Here is a 23908-nt window from a genome sequence, read left to right on the forward strand (position 1 = left end):
TTGAATCTTTGTTAGTCCTAAATCGTGCCAGATTTTTCGTTTAATTTTTATAAAATAATTTAAATAATGTCTCAATTTACAGAACCAATTTTGCAAGAAAATAAGGATAGATTTGTAATTTTTCCAATTCAACACCATGATATTTGGGAATGGTACAAAAAATCTGAAGCAAGTTTTTGGACTGCAGAAGAAATAGATTTACACCAAGACTTAACAGATTGGAAAAGTAAATTAAATGATGATGAACGTTATTTTATTAAGCATATTTTAGCCTTTTTTGCTGCAAGTGATGGCATAGTAAATGAGAATCTAGCAGAAAATTTTGTTAACGAAGTTCAATATAGTGAAGCAAAATTTTTCTATGGTTTTCAAATCATGATGGAAAATATTCATAGTGAAACCTATTCCTTATTAATAGATACCTACGTAAAAGACGAAAAAGAAAAAGATCAGTTATTTAATGCTATCGAAAACTTTCCTGCCATTAAGAAAAAAGCAGATTGGGCATTAAAATGGATAGAATCTCCAAGTTTTGCTGAGCGTTTAATAGCTTTTGCAGCAGTTGAAGGTATTTTCTTTTCTGGTGCATTTTGCTCTATTTTCTGGCTAAAGAAAAGAGGTTTAATGCCTGGTTTAACTTTTTCTAACGAGTTAATTTCTAGAGACGAAGGAGTGCATTGCGATTTTGCTGTTCATTTACACAACAAACACCTAGTAAACAAAGTGCCTAAAGCACGTATTAGAGAAATTCTAATAGATGCATTGAACATTGAAAGAGAATTTATAACCGAGTCTTTACCTGCAAGTTTAATTGGCATGAATGCCAAGTTAATGGCTCAATACCTAGAGTTTGTTACAGACAGACTTTTAACAGAATTAGATTGCGAAAAAGAATATAATACTGCAAACCCATTTGATTTTATGGATATGATTTCATTACAAGGAAAAACTAATTTCTTTGAAAAACGCGTATCTGAATATCAAAAAGCAGGTGTCTTAAATAAAGAAGAAGAAGAAGATAAATTTAAATTCGACGCAGACTTTTAGTAGTACCCAAGGATATAAAATAAGTTAATAGTAACCCTTAACAATTTAATATTTCTAGTAAATATTCATTTAACTTATTTCCATTATAATTTTAAAAAATAAGTATTCAAAACAGTTTTGAATGCTTAAACCAACTAATTAACCCATTTTCTGAAGGTGTATCAGAAGAATAAAAAAGTGTAATAATATGTATGTAGTAAAAAGAGATGGTCATAAAGAACCAATGATGTTCGACAAAATCACTGCAAGAGTGAGAAAGTTATGTTATGGATTAAACGATTTAGTAGATCCAGTAAAAGTAGCTATGAGAGTTATTGAAGGTCTGTATGATGGTGTAACAACAAGTGAGTTAGATAATTTAGCAGCTGAGGTAGCAGCTACGTTAACAACTGCACATCCAGATTATGCTCGTTTAGCTGCAAGAATATCAGTTTCTAATTTGCACAAAAACACTAAAAAATCTTTTAGTGAAGTTATGCATGATTTATATACATATGTTAATCCAAGAACAGGTAAAAATGCACCACTTTTATCTGAAGAGGTCTACCAGGTTATTATGGATAATAAAGAGAAATTAGACTCTACTATTATTTATAATCGCGATTTTGGTTACGATTATTTTGGATTTAAAACTTTAGAACGGTCGTATTTATTAAAGTTGAATGGAATCATTGCTGAACGTCCTCAACACATGTTAATGCGTGTTTCAATAGGAATACATTTAAATGATTTAGATGCAGCCATTGAAACCTACGAGTTAATGTCTAAAAAATATTTCACACACGCAACACCAACACTATTCAACTCTGGAACACCAAAACCACAAATGTCATCTTGTTTTCTTTTAACAATGAAAGACGATAGTATTGAAGGAATTTATGACACGTTAAAACAAACTGCTAAAATTTCACAATCTGCAGGAGGAATTGGTTTGGCTATTCATAATGTTCGTGCAACTGGAAGTTATATTGCTGGAACAAATGGAACATCGAACGGAATTGTACCCATGCTTCAGGTATTCAATGATACTGCAAGATATGTAGATCAAGGAGGTGGAAAACGTAAAGGTAGCTTTGCTATTTATATAGAAACTTGGCATGCAGACATTTTCGATTTTTTAGATTTAAAGAAAAATCATGGAAAAGAAGAAATGCGAGCAAGAGATTTATTTTATGCTATGTGGATTTCAGATTTATTCATGAAACGTGTACAAGAAGATGGACCTTGGACCTTAATGTGTCCTAACGAATGTCCTGGACTTCCAGAAACTCATAGTGAAGAATTTGAAACTTTATACTTAAAATATGAGGCAGCAGGAAAGGGTAGAAAAACGATAAGAGCCCGTGAACTTTGGGAGAAAATATTAGAATCTCAAATAGAAACTGGCACACCCTATATGTTGTATAAAGATGCTGCAAACAGAAAATCTAATCAAAAAAATTTAGGAACCATTCGTTCTTCAAATTTATGTACAGAAATTATGGAGTACACGTCTCCAGATGAAGTTGCTGTTTGTAATTTGGCATCTATTGCTTTACCAATGTTTGTGAAAAATGGTGAATTTGACCATAAAGAACTTTTTAAAATAACAAAACGTGTTACAAAAAATTTAAATAAAGTTATCGATAGAAATTACTATCCTGTTGTTGAAGCAGAAAACTCTAATTTCCGTCACAGACCAATTGGCTTAGGTGTACAAGGTTTAGCAGATACATTTATTAAACTTCGTATGCCATTTACTAGTGATGAAGCTAAAGCTTTAAATCAAGAAATATTTGAAACACTTTATTTCGCTGCTGTAACTGCTAGTATGGAAGAAGCTGAAAAAGATGGACCATATAAAACATATAAAGGCTCGCCAATAAGCAATGGAGAATTTCAACATAACCTTTGGGGAATAAAAGACGAAGAATTAAGTGGCCGATGGGATTGGGCTAAACTTCGTAAAGATGTTAAAAAACATGGGGTTAGAAATTCCTTGCTAGTTGCTCCAATGCCAACAGCAAGTACGTCTCAGATATTAGGAAATAACGAATGTTTTGAGCCTTATACGTCTAATATTTATACACGTCGTGTATTATCTGGAGAGTTTATTGTAGTTAACAAGCACCTCCTTGAAGATTTAGTTGAACTAGGACTTTGGGATGAAAGTTTAAAGCAAGATATTATGAGAGCTAATGGCTCGATTCAAGATATTGATGTTATTCCTCAAAATATTAAAGAATTGTATAAAACAGTTTGGGAATTAAGTATGAAAGACATTATAGATATGTCTCGTCATAGAGGTTATTTTATCGATCAATCTCAGTCTCTAAATCTATTTATGGAAGGAGCAACTATGGCTAAATTAACTTCTATGCATTTTTATGCTTGGAAAAGTGGCTTGAAAACAGGAATGTATTATTTAAGAACGAAAAGTGCCGTAGATGCTATTAAGTTTACATTAGATAATAAAAAGAAAGAAGAACCAGTTGCCGAAGTTGTTGAAGTAGATAAAACAATAGTAGCACAACAACAACAAAAAGCAGCTAAAACAGCAACAAAATTTGGACAACAAACACAAGATGTTGAACCCATGTCTGCTGAAGAAATGAAAGCTTTAATTGCTCAAGCTAAAGAAGCTGAAGGTGATGACTGCTTAATGTGTGGTTCTTAATTAAATTTAATTTAAGTGTTATAAAAAAGCATCTCAGAAGAGATGCTTTTTTTGTTATTAAAAAAGATAACACTACTTTAATGGCATCTTTTTTAAAATTAAAAACCACAGTCTAATTTATGGATTACGGATTCTACGATATTTTACAGTTAATAGGAGCCTTAGGGCTATTTCTATTTGGAATGAAAGTCATGAGTGATGCACTTTTAAAATTAGCTGGAAATAAAATGCGTTCAATTCTAGCAACCATGACATCCAATAAATATCTTGGAATTTTTACAGGGTTTTTAATTACTTCAATTATTCAATCGTCTTCAGCTACCACACTTATGGTTGTTAGTTTTTCTAATGCTGGATTATTAACATTAACAGAATCTATAAGTGTTATTATGGGAGCAAATATAGGTACAACTATTACAGCTTGGTTATTAACCATTTTAGGATTTAAAGTAAGTATGAGTGCTATTGCATTACCTTTAATTGGTTTTGGCTTTGCTTTTACATTTATTAAAAGAGATCAAGCTCTAAATTGGGGAAATTTTATTATAGGCTTTGCTTTATTGTTTATTGGGCTTCAGTTTTTAAAAGAAGCCATGCCAGATTTAAATAACAACCCTGAAATATTAAGCTTCTTATCTCAATATACCCATTTAGGTTTTTTATCTGTTTTATTATTCCTATTTATAGGTACTATTCTTACAGTAGTCATCCAATCGTCAAGTGCTACAATGGCATTAACTTTAATTATGACAGCTCAAGGCTGGATTCCATTCGAATTAGCTGCTGCAATGGTATTAGGAGAAAATGTTGGAACTACTATAACAGCTAATTTGGCTTCAATTATTGCCAATTATCAAGCCAAAAGGACTGCCAGAGCTCATTTAATATTTAATTTACTAGGTGTCTTATGGATGCTTATCTTATTTTACCCTTTTTTAAGATTTATATCTTGGTTATCAGTTTATTTAGGGTCAGATTCTCCTTATATAAATGCAGCTGCAATTCCTGTAGCAATTTCGTTGTTTCATACCATGTTTAACATTATAAACACGTTTTTATTAATGTGGTTTATAAATCCAATTGCGAAACTTGTAGAGAGAATGATACCAGTAAAATTAATACCAGCGAAAGAAATTGATGAGCCAAAATTCTTAACAAAAGAGGTTTTAAAATACCCAGAAACTGCAATAGCTGGTTTAATTGAAGAATCTAAATATTTGTATAAAAATGCTGTTTTCGAAATAGTAACACATGCATTGAATGTTCATAGAGAAGATATTATTTCTAATCTGAAATTAAAAAAAGTAATTGAGAAGTCTAAAGTTCAATTTCAAACAGATGTAAGAGATTTATATGTTACAAAGGTGAAATATATTTATGGAGAAATTATTAATTATGCTACAAAATCTCAAAGTAAATTAAATTTAACAGAAGCTCAAAATAAACAAATAGCTGAAATTAAAATTGCTAACAGAAAAATGGTGGAAATTATTAAAGATGTTAGCGAGTTAAGTAGGAATGTAATTTTATATTTAAATTCTGATAATAAATATATTCAAAAAGAATACGATAAGTTTAGAAAAAAAATAGCAAAAACTTTGCGTGTTATTTATCTATTTAGAACGGAAGAAGATAACCAGTCTTATTATCAAACACTTCAAGAGCTAAAACATAAAGCAAAAGAAAACAGTTATAAAAACAATTTAGCTATTGACATGTTAATAAGAGAAGATTTAATTACTGTTGATATGGCTTCATCTTGGTTTAATGACAATAACAATGTAAATGATATGATAGAAAAACTTATTGTTGTTGCTGAATTACTTTATGGTAGAAAGGATTCGTTGTTAGAGAATGGCTTAAATAAAGACCAACAAAAAAGCGCCTAATTTAGGCGCTTTTTTTTTTATTAATATTTATAAATATTATTCCGAATCCTCAGATATTGTAGCTGGTTTCACAGAACTATCATGAGAATTATGATACTCTTCTAATAGATTCATTGTTGCTGTCAATAAATCTTTGGTCTCTAATAAAATACTAAAGTATAAGGTGGTGTTTTTAGGACTAGACTCTTCTGTTCTAGTACGTTCAACTTGTTTTTGAATCTTATCAGAAACTAAAGAGATAATTTCTTTTTTTCTAGTTAAAATAACTCCAATTTCTTCAAAAGATCTAGAATCAAAAGCTTTTTGAGTGTTGTTGAAGAATAATTCAAATCGATCATCAACTTCTTTTAATTCTTTAATCTGGCTAAACTTTAACTTCTTATGGTTATTGTGGATGTGTTTATAACTTACTTTAGAGATATATTCTAAAGATTGAGTCATATCCTGTAAGTAACCTAAAACATTAATATAGAAGTTACTTGCTCCAACACTAGATTCGTCTAAATTTTTAATAAAATAGAATATATTATCACGTAAGTCGTCAACCTCATTGGCTAATTTAACCACTTGTTTTTTACTCTTTTTAAGTAATGATAAATCTTGCCTTGCTAAACCAACAATGGCATTTGAATAAATTCTATTCGTACGCTTAACTACATTTGCTATATTATCTGCACTTTCATGAATAACACCTTGTACAGAGCTGCTTTCTGCTCTAGTTAAGCTATCTTCAGCTTTAACCTCTTTGGTTTTTTTATTATGAGCAATATAATTTCTTAAAATTAATCCAAAAGCTGCCAATAATAATATTGGGAACATTAAAGATAAATTTAAATTTAATAAATAGGCTACTAATGCTGCTGCAGAAAAAGCTATAACAGCAGTAAAGAACCAACCTCCTATAACGTTTAATACGCCAGCAACTCTATAAACAGCACTTTCTGCTCCCCAAGCTCTATCTGCTAAAGATGTACCCATGGCAACCATAAAAGTTACATAAGTTGTTGATAAAGGAAGCTTCATAGAAGTTGCTATAGAAATTAATACGGCTGCAACCATTAAATTGACAGCTGCTCGAACTAAATCGAAAGCAGGCATTTCATAAGTCTTATCTTTTTTTAACGGGATAATAGGTTTTTCAAACTGTTTTTCAATTTTTGCTTGCCAAGACTCAGGCAATATATATGAAGACATTTGAGAAGAAAGCATTGCAAACCTTACAAAACCACGTGATAAAAAATTTGGTTGGAAACGTTCTTTAGTGTCTTCCTGACTAGATAAATCTAATGATGTTTTAACAACATCCTTTGCTTTACTTGAAAACCATAAAGTGATAACCATAATTAATCCAGCAGCAACTAATAAATAAGTTGGTGTTGCTACCTTATCAGCCAAGAACCCCATACTAAACAACTCAGCTGACACACCAGAATTGGCCCAAGCAACATAAGATTGCCATCCTGCAATTGGTACACCAATAAAATTTACTAAATCGTTTCCAGCAAATGCTAATGCTAAAGCAAAAGTACCAACCAGTATTATTAACTTATATATATTCGTTTTTATAACAGTAATGAAAAGGAATGATAAAATAGACCAAAAAACTAGACTTGCAGAAACAATAAAAAGCACATTAGTTTCTAAAAAATGACTAATAGTTTCACCATTAATAATTTCGTATGTTTCTTTAGCATAAGCAGTCCCTTTTAAACCTTTCATAAAAATAAAGTAAGTAATTGAAGTTAATGCTATACCACCAAATACAGCACCAACCCAACTAGCTTTTTTCTCGAAATTAAACGAAAGTAAAACACGTGCAACATATTGAACAAGTGCTCCAATAGTAAATGCGACCACGACGGAAAGCAGAATTCCAAAAATAATTTCCGTGGCCTTAGTAGTGTTTATATAATTTATTACATCAGTAAGACCACCACCATCTTGACCAATTTTGATAAGTGCCATTGCAACAGATGCTCCTAGTAACTCAAAAACAATAGATACCGTTGTTGATGTTGGCATTCCAACTGTATTAAAAAAGTCTAGTAATAGAATATCAGTAATCATGACTGCCATAAAGATGATCATGATTTCATTAAACATAAATTCATGAGGATTAAAGATCCCTTTTCTTGCAACTTCCATCATACCACTTGAGAAAATAGCACCAACAGCTACTCCAATACTGGCAACAATCATAATAGTTTTAAAAGAAATAGCCTTAGAACCAATTGCTGAATTTAAAAAGTTTACAGCATCATTACTAACCCCAACTACCAAATCGGCAACTGCTAAAATGGCTAAGGCAATAATCATAAATAAGTATATATTTTCCATATTTTAATATCTTATAAGAGTTTGCAAATATCAATAGTGTAATTTACAGAAATGTTATCTAATTGTTATTATTTAAAAGTGAATATCGAATTGAAGTCTATATGCTAATCTGCTATTTATATTCTCTGTGTCCACATAAGTAAAATCTGATTGAACTTTTAATTTGTGTCCAACTATATATTTAGATACTCCAAGTGTATATTCATTAACCGTGCTTTCACCTGTAATACTTTTACTTAAATCTACATTAGAGTAACGACTTGCTACTTCCCAATTGCTTTTAAATAAGTATCCTGCTTGTAAGTTAACAGCATTTCCTACTTGAGCTACTTGTCCAGTAGGAATACCTTCATCATCTTTAGCTATAGGGTCTTCTGCATCTCTGTCTGCATATTCTCCCATAAAAGAGAAGCCTTTATGTTTAAAAGCGGCATCTACAAATATTGTAGTTATGTTAGTTTCATAATAACCAGTATCAGTAATCATATAAGCGCCTTGATTACTTCTAGTTTTTACAGCATTATTGTTAAAATCGTAAGTAATACCAATAGCAAGTTTTGGAGTTTCAGGCCTGTTTAAAGAACTACCTAAATAGTCTCCATTTTTAGGAAATAAACCAAAGGGTAAGAATTCTAATCGTCCAGTATATTCAAATCCACCTAAATTTCCAGTAGTCACATTTCTTCCTTCACCTTGAGAAATAGCAATTATTTCTCTTATTATAAAATTTTCTGTTAAATTAAAGTGATGTCTAAATTGTACACCTACATCTCTATCTATATTAAATCCTGCATTTAAAATAGATCGATCTACAAATTGCAAGTTTCCTGAAGAAATTACACGTTCTCTATTTCCAGGAAGTTTTGTTTGTCCAAACCAAAATTCGAAGTTTTTATAAAAATTCCATTTTATAACAGCGTCAAGAATATATCTTGGTGTATTACTTGTATAAACAGAAGATCCAGAAATATCTCTATTAGATAAACCAAGCTCTAATTTATACTTAAGTTTTGGAGTTAAAGCGTACCCATCAAATTTTAATCTGGCTCTTCTAACTAAAAAATTAGATTCGCCATTTATTAATTCGCCATCATTATTTTCCCAACTAGCTAATGCTAAAAATTGCATTCTTGCACCTACTTTCATGGTCCATGAACTGTCTTTGCCTACTAAGTTGAAAATGCCTTTTCCGAAAGGTGGAGATTTAATTTCTTGTGCAGTTGAATTACTTATTACACTTAATAAAAGCAAAATAAGAATTACTTTAAATTTCATAACCGAGTTTTTAGTTTTTGTCGCTGCAAAGAACCAACTCTAATGTTAAGTTAATGTTTCCTAAAGATTAAATCTAATTTATAAAAAAAAAGGCTGCCTTGGCCTAAGGCAGCCATAGAATTCATGATAATATAGTCGACAAAAACTAATAAATTATATGAAATTACTAATTGATTGTCTTAAGACTTAGCAAATATCATTAATGTGATTAATGTAATTGTAATCTAAATATTAAGGAATCATTAAAATTAGACAACAATAAAATAATTTAAAATTCTGATAATTAGGCAAAAACAACTTTAATGTAAATTTAATGTTAACAAAATGTTGTTTAAACGTTACCAAATAATTATATTTGATATATAATAAATCTAAACCCAAATAATTATGAAGAAAATAGTAATGTTTTTTACCTTTTTAATTACTGTGGGCTCTTTTGCACAAGAAAGAGAATTAAAACTTAACAAAGACACAAACCTAATTGAAGTTGTTTATTATCATGACAATGGAGTAGTAAGTCAAACAGGGACTTATACTTTAGATGGAAAACTTCAAGGCGAGTGGTTGAGTTTTGACACAGAAGGTGAAAAAGTTGTTTCTGCGAATTATGATAATGGGAAGAAAGTCGGCAAATGGTTTTTTTGGAGTGATAAAACTCTAAAAGAAGTAGATTATAATAACAATGCAATTGCAAGTGTAAATGAGTGGACTAATCCAACTTCAGTAGCACTTAGAAATTAAGTAGTTATATATTTAAAAACAATAAAGCATCTTATATTAATAAGATGCTTTATTGTTTTAGACTAATTCATATTTATTCGACAGTCCAAGATGCTCCCCAAGTAGCATAATCTGTTCCTGTTCCTGTTCCAATACCTGAAATAAAATCTGCTTCAGTAAATGTTTCACCTGTATCGTTTTTCAAGTTTAATAATACATCCGTAAAAGTAACATTTGTAACATGTAAATCGCCACTTAGTACGCCAGCTCCAGTTGGATTATCTCCAGCATCACCATCTAAATCGAAACCTTCTTCGAAACCTTCAATTAATACATTGTTAAAAATTCCTTGAGTCCCAGCTCTTAATCTTATTGCTTCATTTCCAGATGCAGAACCTTGACCAATTATAGTTAGGTTGGTAACAGTAGGTTTAGAATAGTAACCTGCAGCATTACTAAAATCTGTATTGTATCCATCTGCCTCAATACCCTTATCATGATTTGCTCCATGTTTTACATAAGCATTCATAATAGTTCCTGTGTAGCCTTCAGTCCAATCGATAGAGTCATCTTGAGCATTAACAACAGATATATAACTAGCATTTACAGTTCCACCAAAGAATTCAATACCATCATCTTTGCCTTCAAAAGCTTGAATGTATTCTAAAACAGTTCCGTTACCAACACCATAAAATGAAAATCCATTATTTTCAGATTGACCGTCTGCAGCTCCACCAGAATATTCTACACGTACATAACGAATAATACCTGAATCGTCAGCTTCATCAGTTCCTCCAAAAGGTAAACTAGCAATTTCTGAAGTTGATGTTGAAGAACCTGTAACCGAGTTAATAGGAGCTTTTCCTAAAAGGATTAATCCTCCCCAATCTCCAGCAGAAGGAGAAGAAGCATCTGAAGTAAATACAATTGGACTATCAGCAGTTCCATTAGCAATTATTTTAGCACCTTGAGAAATTGCTACATAAACATTTGCCCCAGAAGCTAAAGCTTCAATAGTCATTCCTGCAGGTATTTCAAGAGTAGTACCATTTGCCATAATTAGAGAGCCATTTACTTTGTAGGTATTATTAGCATCAAGAATTAAATCTTGAGTGTATGTTCCAGAAAGGAAAATAGTTTCTGGATCAGTAGTTCCACCACCATTATTGTTATTTGTAACACTATTGTCTGTGATGTAGATATCTGATGTGTCGTCTGATGAACAAGAGAAAAGCATGCTTATTGCAGCGAATCCTAAAATTAAGTTATTTTTCATTTTTTCTAATTTGATTTAATTTTTATTAGTTTATTAATTGTGTTTAAAATTTATATTTAAGTTGTAATCCTAAGTCCATTCCTCTTTTATAATCTGTAACACCTTTGCCATTAGCCGAGTTTATAGATATGTCTCCTAAAGTTGTTTCTCTAAAATATTCTATGGTTGGATTTAGTAAGTTTTTAATGCTTATGTTTACTTCAAGATTTTCTCCAATATTATTTTTCCATATAAAATCTAAAGTTGGAACTCCTTTTTCAATAACATTTCCTAATTGCCCAGAGCCTAATGCGTCTATTCTATCAGAAAAATAAGAGAATATTAAGTTGGCAACTGGTTTATAATTCCCAAAAGTTGGTGAATAATTAATATCTGCATTCAAAATTAATGGTGAAGCACCTTGTAATTCATCTTCAGATTTTTCAAAACTTACATCATAATACTCACCATCAATAGAACTGTATAAGTCTTGTTTAGTTTTCATATAAGTAGCATTAAAACCAACAGAGAGTTTAGAATCATTTTCTTCATCACTAAGGATGTTTTTTCTAACTTCTACTTCTATACCATAAACATTAGCTTTGTCTCCGGTTCTAAAATAACGTTGCGTTCCTGTAGCATCTGCTCCAACAACTAAGTTTATAGGATCATTAATTTGTTTAGTGAATAAAGCCACAGAAATAATTTCACTTTTAGTATAGAACCATTCGTATTTTAAATCGATATTGAAAATTTTCGAATAACCTATATCTAATAAGTCTGGATTTCCTCCAATTTTGGTTGAAATGTCTTCATAAACAAAAGGAGCTACTTCTTTAAATTCTGGTATAGAAACTGTTTGACTTGCAGAAAAACGCAAATTCTGATTATCGTTTAATGTATACTTAACATTTAAACTTGGTAAAAAGAAATTTTTGTAAGAGCTTAATGAATTTTTACCTTGATTTCCTAAGTTAATAACATCGAACGAAATATCTTGTTGAAATGATTCTAATCTAATACCTGGTAAAATTAACCATTTTTCACCAAATGTAATTTCAGCATCTGCATATCCTGCAAAAATATCAAGTTTACCTTCATAAGTGTTTTCTGGCAAACCAGGTCTGTTTGTGTTTGATAATCCAGGAATATTATTAATAACTTTAATTTCATAAACACCATTATCCTCTGGATTTAGATTTAGATTATCTAATGTAAAAACGCTATTAAAGTTATTTACATTAGTAATTTGGTAATTAGAATCTACAATATCATAACCATAACGAATGTTCTCAAAATCTCTTTGTTTGCTTCTTCCATTAAAGCCAAAATTTAGTTTTAAATTATCATTTAAATTGTAAGCAAGGTTTACTCTACCATTGTATTCTTCATCCTCAATATTTTGAAAATAACGTTGGTTATCGAATACTACATTACTATAAAAAATAGGGTTTGTATCACTATCATTATCTAATGCGTACTGATAGTTTTCTAAACTAATTCGCTTTCTGTCTGGTTGTTTAGAAAACACATAGTTATATCCAAACCCCCAATCAATATCAAATTTTCCTGAAGTATGATTTCCTAATAATTGATTAACATACATTTGAGTTTGATCAAACTGAACATTCATTTGGTAAAAACCTTCGTCTGTATTTACTTGAGCATCTCTATTTCTTCCTTTACCATCTATCCCAAAATATCCAACTACATCAGACGAATTATTAATAAAAAGGAAATTGTATTTAATTGAATTATCATAATCTATACGATAATTAACACTAGCCATTGCTGTTGTAGTAGTATTATATTCATACTCTTCAGCATTATTATCAAAAGCCTTTTTTTCAGTTAAAGTATAATCAACAGCAGACCCTTTTCTATATTCGTAATTATTACCAAAAGAAGCAGTTGCGAATACACTTAATTTCGAGTCGTTTTTAAACGTAAATGATTTTCCAGTAGATGCGCCATAATTAAAATTTATTGGAGTATCTACACTTACTGGATCCACGCCATGAGATAAAATAACAGCAAAAGGGTTATGGTCGTATCTTCCATAATAACCAAAATATCCTGTTCCTTCACTACGTACAAAATCTTTATCTATTGCATTGGTATTAAACCCTGTTGCTGTAAAGGCATCAAAAAACCAGTTGCCTGAATAATCTTTTGAATTGATATTTACATTTCCAGCTGCAAAATCTCCATAGAAATTAGTGGTATATGCTTTACTTATAGAAACATTTTCTATGATATCTGAAGAAAAGATATTTAAGTCAATATTCTTTTTATTAACATCGTTAGATGGTAATGATAGTTCATTCATGGTAGTGTTTAAATACCTGTCTCCTAAACCACGAACATAAACATTGCTTGAACCTTCTTGTTTAGAAACCCCAGAAATTTTTGCAACAGCTCCAGCAGCATCGCTTACTCCTTTTCTTGATAATTCTTCAGCACCAATACTTTGTTTAATTTCTACAGCCTTTTTTTGTTCTAGTAATAGGGCAGTTTCACTTTCTCTTTTAGTAGAAGTTGTTATAACAATTTCATCTAAAGAAGCTGCACTTGCTTTCATAGAGACATTTAATTCAGTGTCTTTATTTTCAAAAATTTCAACTTTAATTTCTTGAGTCTCATAACCAACAAAACTGTAAATTACAGTATGTATTCCTGGTTCAATACCGTTTATGGAGTATAAACCATCAAAGTCTGAAGTAGTTCCTTTAATAGTCCCTTTTATTAATATATTTGCAAAAATTAATGGTTCGTTATTAGAATCTAAATCTATAAGTTTTCCTACCAAAGATCCCGTATTTTGTGCATATGTAGTTAACGATGCAAAAAGTGTAAAAAAGAGTATTATTTTTTTCATTTCTAATAATAAGTTCTTGTGTCATTTTGTTTTGGCAAAGAAACTTTAACAATGTAAAGTCGGTGTTAATCGTGAATTAAACCTGTGTAATAAAACTGTTACTTAAATGTTATGAGATTAACATAATCTTCCTTTTTAATAAATGATTTCTTAACATAGAGAAGGATAAATTTGTTCATATCTGCTATAAAAAGCATGCTTTTAAGAAGATGAAAAATGTATCTTGCAGCAGTAAAATAGGTAATATGAATTGGGAACAGTTACTCTCTTTAAAACGTTTTGGAGACACAAATAAACGCTTAAGAAAAGAACAAGATGAAACAAGATTAGGATTTGAAGTTGATTACGATAGAATTATATTTTCTTCAGAATTTAGAAGTCTTCAAGATAAAACACAAGTCATTCCATTATCTCAAACAGATTTTGTTCATACTAGATTAACACATAGTTTAGAGGTTAGTGTGGTAGGAAGAACACTTGGCAGAAAGGTAGGCGTAAAACTAATTGAGAAATACCCTCATCTACAAACCATACATGGTTATCAAGCTAATGATTTTGGTGCTATTGTTGCAGCAGCAGCTTTAGCACATGATATTGGAAATCCACCTTTTGGGCATTCTGGTGAAAAAGCCATTGGAGAATTTTTTAAATCAGGTTTTGGAAGTCAGTTTAAAAATCAATTAAAAGAAAAAGAATATCAAGATTTATGCGATTTTGAAGGAAATGCCAATGGGTTTAAAATTGCTACTGAAAGCAGAGTAGGTAGAGAAGGAGGGTTGCGTTTAAGTTATGCGACTCTTGGTGCTTTTATGAAATATCCAAAAGAGTCTTTGCCAAAAAGACCAAGCAATCATATCGCAGATAAAAAATACGGATTTTTTCAAAGTGAAAAAGAGCTGTTTTTAGATATAGCTAAAGAATTAGGGTTAATAAATAGAGGGAATGAAAATAATATTAGTTATTCTAGACATCCATTAACTTTTTTAGTTGAAGCTGCAGATGATATATGTTACACCATTATTGATTTTGAAGATGGAATAAATCTTGGGCTTATTCAGGAAGAATATGCTTTAGAATATTTAATAAATTTAGTTAGACATTCAATTAATTCAAAAAAATACAATCAGCTTTCAACCACGCAAGATAGAGTGAGTTATTTAAGGGCTTTAGCAATTAATACTTTAATAAATGAAGCAGTAGAAGTATTTTTAAATAAAGAAGAGGATCTTTTAAATGATAAATTTACATGTGCATTATTAGATAAAAGTAAATACGAAGCACAAATAAATGATATTATTAAATTGAGTATAAAAAATGTTTATCAATCAAAAGAAGTTATAGATAAAGAAATAGTAGGCTTTGAAGTTATTAGTACTTTATTAGAAAAATACACTTCAGCAATTATTAATAATTTAAATCAAAAAGCATCAGCTTATGACAAGCTTATTTTAAAAAGTATTCCAGAGCTTGATCTAAAGGAGGGCAACTCAATCTACCATAAATTGTTAGGTGTTTGCAACTATGTATCATTATTATCAGATAGTAGAGCCATTTTAAAATTTAAGATGATAAAAGGAATTACATTTTAAAAATTACGTATTTTGTCGTATAAATATGCATTTTATCGATTTTTATATGTATATTTACAATTCAAAATGCTAAATCTATCCAAAATGAAAAAGAATCTTCTTGGAGCAATAGTCATTATATTTGTGGCTTTTGCTTGTTTTTTAGTAATAAATGAAGTTACTAACAAAAATACTTCAGAATTAGAAATACAACAATTCTATTCAGATGTAGAATAATAATTACAGTGCTTATATTATATTATTTTATAAGAATTCTTGATGATTAAAAAATTAATAATTTTAAGGATGTGATTTAAAGCTTATTAAAAAAATAAAATAATTGTTAGCATTTTGTATTTTTTAATAATTGAGTTAATTTAGCAATTCTAAAAAAATAACTCATGAAAAAATTTTCCCTATTAATTTTTGGAGTATTATTAGTTTCTTTATTTACATTATTTGTTATAAAGAATAATAATATTTCAACTAATGAAGAATCTTTAGTTTCTGTTGAAGAATTAAAACAAAAACATAAAGAAAATCTAGAAAAAAGCCCTTTTACAGAAAGCCTTAAATTATCTAAAGAAGAAAGAAAGGCAAATGGATTGCCTCCTAACAAATATAATGAAGAGATGTGGGAGTTAACCATGAATCCTGCATTAGGAAGACCTACCCCAGAAAAAGTTGCTGAATTACAAAGGCAACTTCTAGAAGAAAGAAGACAAGATCTGTTAAATGGGCGAGTACCTGGTGATGCTATAGATAATGGTTGGTTAGAACGTGGCCCAAATAATGTAGGTGGTAGAACTAGAGCATTAATGTTCGATCCAACTGATGCAAATAATAATGTTGTTTTTGCTGGTGGAGTAAGTGGTGGATTATGGAAGAATACGGATATTTCTAATGCAAGTAGTGTTTGGACAAGAGTAGATATTCCAGAAAACCTTGCTGTATCAGTAATTACATACGACCCAAATAATCCTAGTACTTTTTATGTAGGTACAGGAGAATCTTATGTAGGACATACAGATGGTTCAGTAAACGGAGATGGATTATGGAAATCTACAGATGCTGGGGAAACATGGACTAATATATTTGGTGGAAATACAGGGACAAGTTACTTTGTATCTGCTTCTACCATAACGGTAAATTCTCCTTCAGGAATTGCTGGAGACTATCAATCTTATCCAACAACAGCTTTTGGTACAGAAATAACATCAACAATTATTGCAGATTTTGTTTTAGCTAATGATGGAACTGGAGTTCCAACAGAAGCTTGTAATTCTTTTGGACCAAGTGCAGCAGGTAAAATTGCAGTTATAAGAAGAGGAGATTGTCCATTTGTTGATAAGGTATTAAACGCTCAAAATGCAGGTGCCGTTGGAGTTATAATGATGAATAATGTGCCAGGTGAACCTGTCCCAATGGGTGGAACAAATGGATCAATTACTATTCCATCTGTAATGATAAGTATGTCAGATGGTGATATTTTAGAAGCAGCAATGGCTTCTGGTACGGTTAATGGTTCTTTAAACCCATCTAGTGGAGATTTTACTGCTATGGTTGTTCCAGGTGTTCAACAAATTAACGATGTAAAAGTTAGAAATAATGGTGGTAATTCTGAAATTTATGTAGCAGCTGGAGATGCGGTTTATGGCTCTTCAAATGCAGCAACTACTATAGGAGGACTTACTTATGGGATGTATAAATCTGTAGATGGAGGAGCAAACTGGTCTTATATAGATTTACCTTTAACTGCTGATGGACATAAACATGCACCAAATGATATAGAGATTGGTCCAAATGGTAAAATTTGGATGTCTACTACAAATAGTCATTTATATGGAGATGGTGGTGGCAAAGTATTTTCTTCAACAGATGGAAATACTTTTACACAAGTATATGCAATTAATGGTGCAGCTAGAACACAAATTGCAGTTTCTTCTACAGTTGCAGATAAAGTTTATGTGCTTGCAGAAACATCAACTGGTGTTACAATTAAAAAAACTACTTCAGCTTTCGTGCCTATATTTCTTGTGCAAAACAAAGCACTACCAACAGATGCTGATCCAGGTGTCACTCCTGAATTTACAAGAGGACAGGCTTGGTTCGACTTAATGTTAGAAGTAGACCCAACAAATGATGAAATTGTATATGTTGGTGGAATCGATTTATTTAAATCTACAAATGGTGCTACAACATGGAATCAATTCTCGCATTGGTATGGTGGTTTTGGATTTCAAGAAGTTCATTCAGATCAACATATAGCTGCTTTTGGACATGGAGATTCTAATAAAGTTATATTTGGTAACGATGGAGGTGTGTATTATTCTGCTAATGGAGGAACAACAACTCAGTCAAGAAATGTTGGATATAACACATCTCAGTTTTACACTGCAGGCGTAGCTCCTACAACTGCACTTTCTGGAGATTACTTCGCTGGTGGGTTACAAGATAATGGGACTCAATTATTACAAAATGCTAATCCGAATGGTGTCGATGATGCCATAGAACCTTATGGAGGAGATGGTGCATATACCTTTTTTGATCAAGATGGTACAGATAGATACTTTATAAGAAATTATGTTTACAATAGCGGAATTAATTTACGTCATTTAAATGCAGATGGATCTCTTGGTACTAATGTTACAATTAATAATGAAGGTGCTAGTAATGGAGCTTTTATTAATCCACAAGCTTTAGATTCTAATTTAGATATATTATATTCTAACTATTCATCAGGAGGCGTGTTTGTTATAAAAAGATATTCTGGTATTAAGTCTGCTGCCACTTTAACAAGTTCAGATTTAACCAATGCAACAGAACTGACAACTACTCCAACTGCATTTACAGTCTCAACGCATACAACAGGTTCTTCAAAATTATTAGTTGGAACAAGACTTGGTGATGTTATTTTAGTTGAAAACGCGAATACAGCTTCACCAACATGGACTAATTTAGATGGAAATGTATTAGTAGGAAGTGTTTCAGATTTAGAATTTGGGCAATCAGATAATGATATTTTTGTAACGATGCATAATTATGGTGTAAACAATGTTTGGTATACAAGTGATGGTGGAACAACTTGGGAAGCTAAAGATGGAGATTTACCAGATTTACCAGTAAAAGCAATTTTACAGAACCCTTTAAATTTAGAGGAAGTAATTATTGGAACTGAACTAGGTGTTTGGTATACTAATAATTTTTCTGCTTCTTCACCAACTTGGCGTTCAGCTTTTAATGGCATGAGTAATGTAAAAGTATTAGATTTAGATTTAAGAGATGATAACATGGTGTTTGCTGCAACGCATGGTAGAGGTATTTTTTCTGGAATGTTTACTCCAGATTTCTTAAGTGTAGAAGAAAATACATTAGCATCAGATTTAACTTTGTATCCAACTGTTTCAAATGGTGAAATTACTATTTCAGCTAAATCAAATATTGGAAAAATAAATTTAGCAATCTATAACTTAAGCGGTCAATTAATTTATAATTCTGCTTTAGACATGAGTACTAATAATAGAAAACAGTTGTCTTTAGATTTAAGTTCTGGATTATACTTAGCTAAGTTTTCAAAAGGAAGTTTTACTGAAACTAAAAAGTTTATAATCAAATAAGATTATTATATTTTATATATAAAAAGAGGTGACTATTAGTTGCCTCTTTTTTTTAATACATAATTATTTTAAAAAATTTAAAATGATTTTGTAGATGTTTTGAGAATCTATTTGGCAATCTAATTGTAATTCTTCAACTAACCCATGCTCGATAAATTCGTCAGGAATTCCTATTAATTTTACGGTGTTTTTGTAATTATACTGCGAAGCAAATTCCAAAATAGAACTTCCAAAGCCACCTTTTATACATCCTTCCTCAACTGTAACAATTGTTTCATAAGAATTAAAGATAGTGTGAAGTAATGTTTCATCTAGAGGTTTAACAAATCGCATATCATAATGAGAAACGATTTGAGGTTCTGGTAACAATTTAATGGCTTCAGTACAGTTTCTAGAAATTGTTCCAATACTTAGAATTGCAATTTTATCCCCTGTTTGTAATTGAATTCCGGTTCCAATTTTAATTTCATTAAATGGTTGTTTCCAATCTAAAGTAACACCTCTTCCTCTTGGGTATCTAATGACAATTGGATGTTTTAATTTCCCCAATTGAGATGTATACATCATATTACGAAGCTCTACTTCGTTTCTTGGTGCAAAAATGATGAGGTTTGGAATGCATCGCAAATAAGCTAAATCAAAAACACCATGATGTGTTGCTCCATCTTGACCAACTATTCCAGCGCGATCTAAACAAAAAATAACAGGTAAATTTTGTAAAGCCACATCATGTATAACTTGATCGTAAGCTCGTTGTAAAAAGGTAGAGTAAATATTGCAAAATGGAATATAACCCTGAGTAACCATACCAGCAGCTAGAGTGACGGCATGTTGTTCAGCAATACCAACATCGAAAGCACGATCTGGAATTTCTTCCATCATGTATTTTAAAGAACTTCCAGTAGGCATAGCTGGAGTAATTCCTATAATAAGTTTGTTTTTTTTAGCTAATTCAAGAATGGTTAACCCAAAAACATCTTGATATTTTGGAGGTTGTTTGACACTCGATTTTGAAACTAATTCACCAGTTTCTGCATCGAATTTTCCAGGTGCATGGTATGTAACCTGATTGTCCTCTGCTTGCTTTAAGCCTTTGCCTTTTTTTGTTATAACATGTAAAAATTTTGGACCTTTTACTGTTTTTAATCTTTCTAACTCAGATATTAACTGAGGTAAATTATGTCCATCAATTGGGCCAGAATAATCAAAATTTAAAGCTTCAAATATATTATCTTGTTTTTGAGTCCCTTTTTTTACATTCGTTAGATACTGTTTTAAAGCTCCAACTGAAGGGTCTATACCAATGGCATTGTCATTTAATATTACAAGTAAATTAGTGCTAGTTACACCAGCATGATTTAAACCTTCAAAAGCCATTCCACTAGCAATAGAAGCGTCTCCAATAACTGCAATATGTTGTTTAGAATATTCTCCTTTTAATTGCGATGCAATGGCCATACCTAAAGCAGCCGAAATAGAAGTAGAAGAATGGCCAACACCAAAAACGTCATATTCACTTTCTTCTCTTTTAGGAAAACCACTTATCCCATGTAATTGTCTATTAGTGTCAAATATCTCTCTTCTTCCAGTTAATATCTTATGTCCATAAGCTTGATGACCAACATCCCAAATAAGTAAATCTTCTGGTGTGTTAAATACATAGTGTATAGCTATAGTAAGTTCAATTACACCTAAGCTGGCTCCTAAATGGCCTTCTTTTGTTGCAACAATTTTTATTATAAATTCCCTTAACTCTTTGGCTAGTTGAGGTAATTGTCTAGAATCTAGTCTGCGTATCTCTTCTGAAGAATTTATTGTTTTTAAAAGATCTGAACTCATTCGTATAAAATATTCAGTAAAATTATTAAAATAGATAGAATATCTACTAAGATGTTAATATTTTACTTATTTAATATGTAAATTGGAATATTGCAGTATATTTGAAAAATTCACTTAATATCTAATAATTTATTTAAAATGAAAAAAAATTACATCCAAAATTTTATGGTAATAGGATTGTTATTTTTTGGGTTACTAGGGTATTCTCAACATGCTTTAGATAATTCAGAATATGGCAATGTTATTCAAACGTATTTAGCTCAAAATCAAGCAAAATATAAAATTTCTGCAAATGATATTGAAGATTTATACGTAAACAAAGAGTACTTCTCTAAAAGCACTAAAATAAACCATGTATATGTAAATCAAAGATATCAAGGTATTGAAATACATAATGCCATTTCAAGTGTTGCAATTAAAGACAATGCTGTATTTTATTATGCAAATAATTTAATTGGGAATATTAGCCAAAAAGTAAATACAATAATGCCTCAAATAAATGCACAACGTGCCATTGAAAATGCTGTAACTCAATTAAATTTAGGAAGCATTCAAGGGCTAGAATTGATTTCAGGTAATGACAAAGAATTTTTATTTACTAGTGGTAATGTGTCACAAGTAAATATTCCTGTGAAGTTAGTTTATACTTTAACAGAACAAAATGAATTAAAACTTTCTTGGGATTTAAGCATAAATACTTTAGATAATAAACACTGGTGGAGTATTAGAGTTGATGCAATTTCAGGAATAATTCTTGATAGAAACGATTGGACAATATCATGTGATTTTGGTGATGGAAATCATGCTAATCATACTAATCATGCATCATCTAAAAATGAAGACATTTCATTATTTAAATCAAATGCATTTGTAGCAGATGGTTCTCAATATAATGTGTTTGCTTTTCCAGTAGAAGCTCCTAGTTTTGGAGGAAGAACGTTATTAAGTTCACCAGCAGACGATGTTGCTTCTCCTTACGGATGGCATGATACAAATGGAACTGCAGGTGCAGAATATACTATTACTAGAGGAAATAATGTTTATGCTTATGATGACATAGCAGCAGCAAATACTCCTGGAACTTCTCCTGATGGAACAGGGTCTTTAAATTTCGATTTCCCTTTAGATATTAATCAAGATCCAAGTGGATATCTAAATGTGTCATTAACAAATTTGTTTTATGTAAGTAACATAATGCATGATGTTTGGTATCAATATGGATTTGATGAAGCTTCGGGGAATTTTCAAGAAAATAATTATGGAAATGGTGGTTTAGGTGGTGATTCTGTAGATGCTCAAGGCCAAGATGGTGGAGGAACAGATAATGCTAATTTTTCAACACCTTCTGATGGTAATAATCCTAGAATGCAAATGTATTTATGGTCAGCACCAGGTGGAATACAAAACTTAGTAAACGTAAATAATAGTTCTGTTGCAGGTCCATACCCAGCAGTAAACCCTGCTACAACGCCACCAAATAATATTACAGGAATAGGTAGCACACCAGTAACAGCCGATTTAATGTTAGTAAATGATGGGTCTGGAACTCCAACAGAAGGTTGTAATCCTATTGCTAGTGTTGCAGGTAAAATTGCCGTTATTAGAAGAGGGAATTGTCCATTTGTAGATAAAATTCAAAACGCTCAAGATGCTGGAGCTGTAGCTGTTATAGTGGTAAACCATAACAACCCAGATAACGACCCAGCTTACGTGCCTTATGTAAATATGGCTGGAGAAACCAATCCCGTATTTACTATTCCTTCAGTATTTATGAATTATGATAATGGTGAAATATTAATAGCTGCTATGCAATCTGAAACGTTAAATGTTACTTTGCAAGGAACAGAAGCTTATATGATAGATGGAAGTTTTGATAATGGAATTGTAGCTCATGAATATGGCCACGGGATTTCAAACAGACTTACAGGTGGTAGTAGTGTTAACTGTTTATCTAATTCTGAACAAATGGGCGAAGGTTGGTCAGACTGGTTCGCTTTAATGTTAACTATGAAGCCTGGAGATCAACCAGAAGACCCAAGAGGTATTGGTACTTATGCCTTTGGTGAACCAACTGATGGATTAGGTATTAGATTAGCACCTTATAGTACAGATTTTTCAATTAACGACTATACATATATTGATACTAACGACACAAATGTAGCTGTCCCTCATGGTATGGGCTTTATTTGGGCAACAGTAATCTGGGATTTAACCTGGGCTTATGTAGATAAATACGGTTTTGATGAAGACCTTTTTAATGGAACAGGTGGAAACAATAAAGTGATGCAAGTTGTTATGGACGGGTTAAAATTACAAGGTTGTAATCCTGGTTTTGTAGCAGGAAGAAATGGTATTTTAGCAGCAGATATGGCTTTAACAGGTGGTGAAGACCAATGTTTAATTTGGGAAGTATTCGCGAACAGAGGAGTTGGTGCAGCTGCATCTCAAGGATTTGGTTTTTCTAGAACAGATCAAGTGGAAGACTTTGCACTTCCAAATTTTGATGACGAGAACAGTCCTTATTATGGTGATAATGCTAACTGTACAAGTTTAAGTGTGGAAGAATTTAATTCTAGTAGTTATAAAGTTTATCCAAATCCAACGAATGGTCGTTTATTTGTTAAAACAGCTAAAAACTATGGTGAAGTAACTATGACTCTTACTGATATTAATGGTAGACAAGTGCTTTCTAAGAAAGTAGAATTATTTAACGAAGTGGAAATTGATGTTAATAAATTACAGTCTGGTATTTATATTTTAAGTATTAATGGACAATCATTTAGTGCAAACCATAAGGTTATTAAAAACTAATTGACTTTAAATAATA

General features: G+C 31.2%; 13 protein-coding genes. 8 read left to right on the forward strand and 5 right to left on the reverse strand.

The features are described from left to right. Positions 1 to 66: 66 nt before the first annotated feature. The 3 genes from FVF61_RS13840 (at position 67) to FVF61_RS13850 (ending at position 5592) form a co-directional block, all read left to right on the forward strand. Positions 67 to 1047: a ribonucleotide-diphosphate reductase subunit beta gene (locus FVF61_RS13840; RefSeq protein ID WP_148457411.1), complete on the forward strand. Its 981-nt coding sequence runs from the start codon at positions 67 to 69 to the stop codon at positions 1045 to 1047. Between the two features lie 187 nt (positions 1048 to 1234). Continuing rightward, positions 1235 to 3703 carry a ribonucleoside-diphosphate reductase subunit alpha gene (locus FVF61_RS13845; RefSeq protein ID WP_148457413.1) on the forward strand — a complete coding sequence of 823 codons (2469 nt, stop codon included), beginning with the start codon at positions 1235 to 1237 and terminating at the stop codon, positions 3701 to 3703. A gap of 119 nt (positions 3704 to 3822) precedes the next feature. After that, positions 3823 to 5592: a Na/Pi cotransporter family protein gene (locus FVF61_RS13850; RefSeq protein ID WP_148457415.1), complete on the forward strand. Its 1770-nt coding sequence runs from the start codon at positions 3823 to 3825 to the stop codon at positions 5590 to 5592. Between the two features lie 36 nt (positions 5593 to 5628). Here FVF61_RS13850 and FVF61_RS13855 read toward each other — a convergent pair whose 3' ends face one another. Beyond that, positions 5629 to 7929 (reverse strand): inorganic phosphate transporter, encoded by a 2301-nt coding sequence (locus FVF61_RS13855; protein WP_148457417.1) that lies wholly within the window; start codon positions 7927 to 7929, stop codon positions 5629 to 5631. Positions 7930 to 8001: 72 nt separating this feature from the next. Continuing rightward, entirely contained in the window at positions 8002 to 9204 is a 1203-nt protein-coding gene (locus FVF61_RS13860; RefSeq protein WP_148457418.1) for a porin, read from the reverse strand. Between the two features lie 387 nt (positions 9205 to 9591). Between FVF61_RS13860 and FVF61_RS13865 the strand changes: the two genes are divergently transcribed. Further along, on the forward strand, positions 9592 to 9945 hold the full coding sequence (locus tag FVF61_RS13865) for a toxin-antitoxin system YwqK family antitoxin (protein WP_148457419.1): 354 nt from the start codon (positions 9592 to 9594) through the stop codon (positions 9943 to 9945). A gap of 73 nt (positions 9946 to 10018) precedes the next feature. Here the strand turns inward: FVF61_RS13865 and FVF61_RS13870 are convergent, their stop codons facing one another. Both FVF61_RS13870 and FVF61_RS13875 read right to left on the reverse strand, forming a co-directional pair. Then, the gene (locus tag FVF61_RS13870) at positions 10019 to 11200 is read right to left on the reverse strand and encodes a multidrug transporter (RefSeq protein ID WP_148457420.1); all 1182 of its coding nucleotides are present in this window, start codon (positions 11198 to 11200) and stop codon (positions 10019 to 10021) included. Between the two features lie 43 nt (positions 11201 to 11243). Beyond that, positions 11244 to 14057 carry a TonB-dependent receptor gene (locus FVF61_RS13875; protein ID WP_148457422.1) on the reverse strand — a complete coding sequence of 938 codons (2814 nt, stop codon included), beginning with the start codon at positions 14055 to 14057 and terminating at the stop codon, positions 11244 to 11246. Between the two features lie 245 nt (positions 14058 to 14302). On the opposite strand from FVF61_RS13875, the gene dgt reads away from it, so the two are divergent. The 3 genes from dgt to FVF61_RS13885 all read left to right on the forward strand — a co-directional run bounded on the left by dgt (position 14303) and on the right by FVF61_RS13885 (position 19242). Next, a complete protein-coding gene (gene dgt, locus FVF61_RS13880) occupies positions 14303 to 15646 on the forward strand; it encodes a dGTP triphosphohydrolase (protein ID WP_148457424.1) in 1344 nt (447 codons plus the stop codon). An 84-nt stretch (positions 15647 to 15730) separates the two neighbouring features. Then, a complete protein-coding gene (locus FVF61_RS14425; protein ID WP_262712031.1) occupies positions 15731 to 15862 on the forward strand; it encodes a hypothetical protein in 132 nt (43 codons plus the stop codon). Between the two features lie 164 nt (positions 15863 to 16026). Beyond that, on the forward strand, positions 16027 to 19242 hold the full coding sequence (locus FVF61_RS13885; RefSeq protein ID WP_148457426.1) for a T9SS type A sorting domain-containing protein: 3216 nt from the start codon (positions 16027 to 16029) through the stop codon (positions 19240 to 19242). A gap of 63 nt (positions 19243 to 19305) precedes the next feature. Here FVF61_RS13885 and dxs read toward each other — a convergent pair whose 3' ends face one another. Beyond that, positions 19306 to 21081: a 1-deoxy-D-xylulose-5-phosphate synthase gene (dxs, locus tag FVF61_RS13890; protein ID WP_148457428.1), complete on the reverse strand. Its 1776-nt coding sequence runs from the start codon at positions 21079 to 21081 to the stop codon at positions 19306 to 19308. Between the two features lie 138 nt (positions 21082 to 21219). Between dxs and FVF61_RS13895 the strand changes: the two genes are divergently transcribed. Continuing rightward, positions 21220 to 23892, forward strand: a complete 2673-nt coding sequence (locus FVF61_RS13895) for a T9SS-dependent M36 family metallopeptidase (protein ID WP_148457430.1) — start codon at positions 21220 to 21222, stop codon at positions 23890 to 23892. Positions 23893 to 23908: the final 16 nt, after the last annotated feature.

It is taken from the genome of Xanthomarina maritima, from assembly GCF_008084905.1.
Lineage (GTDB): Bacteria > Bacteroidota > Bacteroidia > Flavobacteriales > Flavobacteriaceae > Xanthomarina > Xanthomarina maritima.

Excerpts from the sequence above, each read along its gene's own strand:
- FVF61_RS14425 (WP_262712031.1), top strand. The coding sequence starts at position 15,731 with ATGAAAAAGAATCTTCTTGGAGCAATAGTCATTATATTTGTGGCTTTT.
- FVF61_RS13885 (WP_148457426.1), top strand. The coding sequence starts at position 16,027 with ATGAAAAAATTTTCCCTATTAATTTTTGGAGTATTATTAGTTTCTTTA.
- dxs (WP_148457428.1), bottom strand. The coding sequence starts at position 21,081 with ATGAGTTCAGATCTTTTAAAAACAATAAATTCTTCAGAAGAGATACGC.
- FVF61_RS13865 (WP_148457419.1), top strand. The coding sequence starts at position 9,592 with ATGAAGAAAATAGTAATGTTTTTTACCTTTTTAATTACTGTGGGCTCT.
- FVF61_RS13840 (WP_148457411.1), top strand. The coding sequence starts at position 67 with ATGTCTCAATTTACAGAACCAATTTTGCAAGAAAATAAGGATAGATTT.
- FVF61_RS13875 (WP_148457422.1), bottom strand. The coding sequence starts at position 14,057 with ATGAAAAAAATAATACTCTTTTTTACACTTTTTGCATCGTTAACTACA.
- dgt (WP_148457424.1), top strand. The coding sequence starts at position 14,303 with ATGAATTGGGAACAGTTACTCTCTTTAAAACGTTTTGGAGACACAAAT.
- FVF61_RS13895 (WP_148457430.1), top strand. The coding sequence starts at position 21,220 with ATGAAAAAAAATTACATCCAAAATTTTATGGTAATAGGATTGTTATTT.
- FVF61_RS13870 (WP_148457420.1), bottom strand. The coding sequence starts at position 11,200 with ATGAAAAATAACTTAATTTTAGGATTCGCTGCAATAAGCATGCTTTTC.
- FVF61_RS13860 (WP_148457418.1), bottom strand. The coding sequence starts at position 9,204 with ATGAAATTTAAAGTAATTCTTATTTTGCTTTTATTAAGTGTAATAAGT.
- FVF61_RS13850 (WP_148457415.1), top strand. The coding sequence starts at position 3,823 with ATGGATTACGGATTCTACGATATTTTACAGTTAATAGGAGCCTTAGGG.
- FVF61_RS13845 (WP_148457413.1), top strand. The coding sequence starts at position 1,235 with ATGTATGTAGTAAAAAGAGATGGTCATAAAGAACCAATGATGTTCGAC.
- FVF61_RS13855 (WP_148457417.1), bottom strand. The coding sequence starts at position 7,929 with ATGGAAAATATATACTTATTTATGATTATTGCCTTAGCCATTTTAGCA.